We start from the raw sequence: 4,074 nt of genomic DNA on the forward strand, positions 1-4,074 counted from the left end.
TGACCCATGGCGACCACGGGCGAACCTGCGGAACGGCACCAAAAGCCGCCTGTGCGAGCGCAAGGGAGTCCTCAAGCAGCGCGTCGTGGAGCGGGCGAAAGACCAGAGGCCAGGACAGTAGCGCCGCCCCCTGCGCTTTCATATCAAGGGTGTGCCGCAAAACAGTGCAGTCTTCGCGCTTTGGCAGAACCTCCAATTGGTGGATACCGTTGAAACCAGATGGGCCAGAGAAGCGGAACTTCACCACTCGACCCGGGCTGAACTCTTCAACCGCGTAGCGCACAGGCCCGTGACCTCCGGAAGCGCCGACACCAAGCGGCCTATCAAAGCGCATAGGCGGCCACATTAATCGTGGCCAAAGAGCGTCGCTGGCTGAGGAAAGCGAGTTCAACAGAGCGCCAAGCTCTGCGGCTGAAACTGAAATTTCACGTTCATGAATATTGAGAACCTGCATGACGCGACGATCTCAAGACGCCCAAAGTTTGAATTCACCGCACTGCGCGGCTGTTCGCGCAGGCCCGTGGGAATGATGGGTTGGTTGGCACAATACTACCTCCCGGGAGGCCATTCTTGATAAGACGGAACGTCCTTCCCATCCTGCAACCACGCAGCATCATGCGAACGCCAGATGTGCGCGGCCGGCTTGGCGCCAGGATCTTCATCGAGCGTTGCTACGCGAACGATGACATGCGGCTGCGCGGGTCGCTCGGCTACCAGGTGCGAGCCACACACCGAACAGAAGTGCCGAAGCTTTCCCGGGGATGATTCAAAGGCCGTTCGCTTTTCTTCGCCCTTCAGCCAGCGGAAGTGCTCGCGCCTGACACCCGCAGTCGAAGCAAACATCGCTGCATGGGCTTTGCGACAAGTACGGCAATGACAATGAGCAATCGGCATGTCGAGTTCATCGATCTCATACTCGACAGCACCACATAGACAACTCCCCTTCATATTTGCACCTCATCCAGCGGCATCATTTCCTCGTCCCGCCCAGCGTTTGAATTCACCTGCTGCCGAAGGCAAGTGCGGCGGAATGATCGCTTGGCCCTTTGCGGGCAAGACAATGGGACGGGACGCCCACTAATTGCACCACTGTTGCTCACACGGAACACCATCATGATTGCCGTCCATCTTCACGTTGGGGCAGTTCTTCAAGAAGAACGTGGCTTCTGCACAGGAAGTCATTTGTGAGCAATGTGTTCGGCCATCACACTGAAAGACCGACGACCTCGTATTCTCATTGGGATGAACAGCGACGGCTTCCAGTGGCGCCGCCACATTCTCTTCTGCGACAAGGCGATGAGCGTACTTTCCGTAACCGTATATGGCCAGGGCGACGACAACGGCAAGGGAGACGATCCGCCCAAGCAAGCTCGACTTACCACGCCGACCACTTGGCTCAAGTTGTCGGCTAGCAAGACGAATGACCCGATTTGGAAACAGCAGATTGGTTGCTCTTTTCTTTCCGTCCTTGTCGGTTTCTATCTCGAACGTGAGTAATTCACCGACGGACGGCCGCTGACCGTCTCTTGGAAAGGCTGAGACGTGAACAAACAATTCGGGGGTTCCACCTTTGGTAGGCGTGATAAATCCGAAGCCGCGTTCATCGTTCCATTTTGCGAGAGTGCCTTCGATGCGCATATGTTTGTAATGGCCAAGGTCAAAGCTCAGCGGACGACTGCGAATGGCGCGAAGTGCCGCTTGCAGCTGGTTCGCTGGAATGTGTTGTTCGCGAAAAGGGCCGAGCCATTTCCGCTGCGCCAAGTTGTTCAAGCGAGCAGTTCAAAGGTCAGCTTTCACCCTTCTGTAAAAACCGTGGTCTGTCCGAATGGCACTCTCGGAGACAGTCTCGTCGCCTTCATCAGCGCGCGTCGGCGGGCCGGCCACCCTTGAGCCAGTCGTTTCTCTTTTCAGGGAAATTGGGCCGCGGCTGCGTCGTGAAGTACGCGGCGACGTCATAGGCTTCCTGGTCGGTTAACGTCCCGGCATTGCCGAGAGGCATTTTCGCCTGCACGAACGCCGCTGCCACCGAAAGACGCGCCATGCCGGCACCGGCGTTGAACGATTGCGATCCCCACAGCGGCGGGTATACGTAGGTGCTTGCGCCTCCCTTGACTCCTTGGCCGTCGCCACCGTGACAGGCGGCGCACCTGGCAAGATAGATTGTCTTGCCACGCGAGGCGTCAGCGGGAGCGGGAGCGTGGATTTCGCGAAAGCCTCGACCCTCGACTTCGCTGCCGGTCGGCACTCCCTGAGAGAGCCACGCAATATACGCGAGCAAACCGATCATCTCGCGGCTTTGCGCAGGCAGCGCTTTGCCGTTCATCGAGCGCAGAAAGCAATCGTTGATTCGCTCTTCCAGCGACTCGACACTGCCGCGGCGCGAGCGATACTCGGGAAACAGCCCCGTAAGACCCGCGAGCGGCGCTGCGTATGCGCTGCGACCGCCATCGAGATGGCAGCTCCCGCAGCGGAGTGCATTTCCGACATAGGCCTTCGCCGTCCCCCCGGTATCAGTGACGATCCGCTGCCCGTACTGAATCGCCTGGCCAAGGGGCCCACCCGGAATGGCGGTGGGTGCCGGAGGCGACAGTGGCACCCTTTCTCGTGTGGAGCTATCCGCAGCGAGCGCCAAGCTCCCCGCGAACAGCGAGATCAAAATCCATGCTCTCCCAGTTTGTATCGTCATCAACTGTAGACGCGAGGCCTGCCGATGGGGCATGCGCTTCTCCGAAGTATTAGATTCCATTCTACCGACGCCGTGCGAGATTCTGACGCCCAACGCCTCCGATCGGCGGCCGCCTCAGCGGATGGCTGGGCGTCACTCGCCGGCACCACACCAGGAGGCAGGCTCGATCACGCCGGCGTCGTGCCCATAGAGCCAAGCACTGCTTGACCAATCAGTCGTGCCGCGTGCCAGCTCCGCATCACGTTCCTCTTGATCCGGGCCGTCAGGTAAATGGAACCTGGTCTTGTTCTTGGCCGAGAGGGCCTGGATGCGCGAAGCTCTGGGCTGCCGCAGGGTTTCGTAACGACGCAGCGCATCTGGCACATCGCGCGCGTCGACTTTCGACAGACACACCGCCAGCGTTGCGCCGTCTTCGATCGCTTGCGCGGCGCCCTGAGCCATGAACGGCAGCATCGCGTGACACGCGTCGCCCAGCAGGGTCACCCTGCCGACGGACCAGCGCGCCAGGGGCTTGCGGTCAAACAGCGCCCACAGGAAGGTCTTGTCGACGCCTTCGAGAATGCCGCGGATTTGCGGGTGCCAACCGGCGAACGCGGCCAGCGCATCGGCAACCTCGCCCTGGTCAGTCCATGACTCCCGCGTCCAGCTGTCCTGTTCGATCACGGCAATGAAGTTGAGCAGCCGCCGGTTCTGCACGAAGTAATGAACGAAGTGTTTGCCGGGGCCCATCCAGATCTGCGCCGTGACTTCAAGATCAAGGTGGGCCAGCCGATCGGCAGGCACGAGGCCGCGATACGCCACACAGCCTGTGTAATGTGGAATATCGGGGCCAAAACGGCTGCAGCGCACCGTGGAATGGATGCCATCGGCTCCGACGAGCGCGTCGACACCGATGTGCGTGCCGCTTTCGAACTCGGCCTCGACGTGGTCCTCATGTTCGGCCAAGCGCGTCAAGCGATGTCCGGCATGAAATCGTTCCGCGGGGAAAGCGCCTGCCAGCGCGTCCAGGAGGTCGGCGCGATGTATCTGGTAGTGAGGGAAGCCGAATGCCGCTTCAATGTCTTCGCCGAGCGGCGTGCGAAGCAAGGTCCGCCCGTCGTCCCACCGGCGCTGATGCCATGCGACGGGCTTTACGCCGCTCATCGCCAACGCTTCGGCAAGGCCGAGTCGATGCAGCACACGCGAAGCGTTTGGACTGACCTGGATGCCCGCACCTACCTCGCTCAGCCCGCGCGATTGCTCGTACACGTGTACATCGACGCCAGCCCTGAGCAGCGACAAACCGGCCGCGAGACCGCCGATGCCACCGCCAATAACTGCCATGGAAACTTCATTGCGCGTCATAAGCTGTCTTCCTCGGCGAAGCCTACCAGACCGTCGGGCGGCAG

General features: G+C 60.5%; 5 protein-coding genes. All 5 read right to left on the bottom strand.

The features are described 5' to 3' along the window. Positions 1–454 (bottom strand): SRPBCC family protein (locus RUW20_RS20685; protein ID WP_313954106.1); only part of this gene is annotated, 454 nt, incomplete at its 3' end. Between the two features lie 95 nt (positions 455–549). After that, complete coding sequence (locus tag RUW20_RS20690) at positions 550–948, bottom strand: GFA family protein (protein ID WP_313954107.1); 399 nt, start codon at positions 946–948, stop codon at positions 550–552. A gap of 129 nt (positions 949–1,077) precedes the next feature. Beyond that, positions 1,078–1,638 (bottom strand): cold shock domain-containing protein, encoded by a 561-nt coding sequence (locus RUW20_RS20695; protein WP_409559394.1) that lies wholly within the window; start codon positions 1,636–1,638, stop codon positions 1,078–1,080. A 220-nt stretch (positions 1,639–1,858) separates the two neighbouring features. After that, entirely contained in the window at positions 1,859–2,596 is a 738-nt protein-coding gene (locus tag RUW20_RS20700) for a c-type cytochrome (RefSeq protein WP_313954109.1), read from the bottom strand. Between the two features lie 222 nt (positions 2,597–2,818). After that, on the bottom strand, positions 2,819–4,030 hold the full coding sequence (locus RUW20_RS20705; RefSeq protein ID WP_313954110.1) for an FAD-dependent monooxygenase: 1,212 nt from the start codon (positions 4,028–4,030) through the stop codon (positions 2,819–2,821). Between the last annotated feature and the right edge of the window lie 44 nt (positions 4,031–4,074).

The sequence above is a fragment of the Accumulibacter sp. genome (assembly GCF_032229525.1).
Taxonomy (GTDB): domain Bacteria; phylum Pseudomonadota; class Gammaproteobacteria; order Burkholderiales; family Rhodocyclaceae; genus Accumulibacter.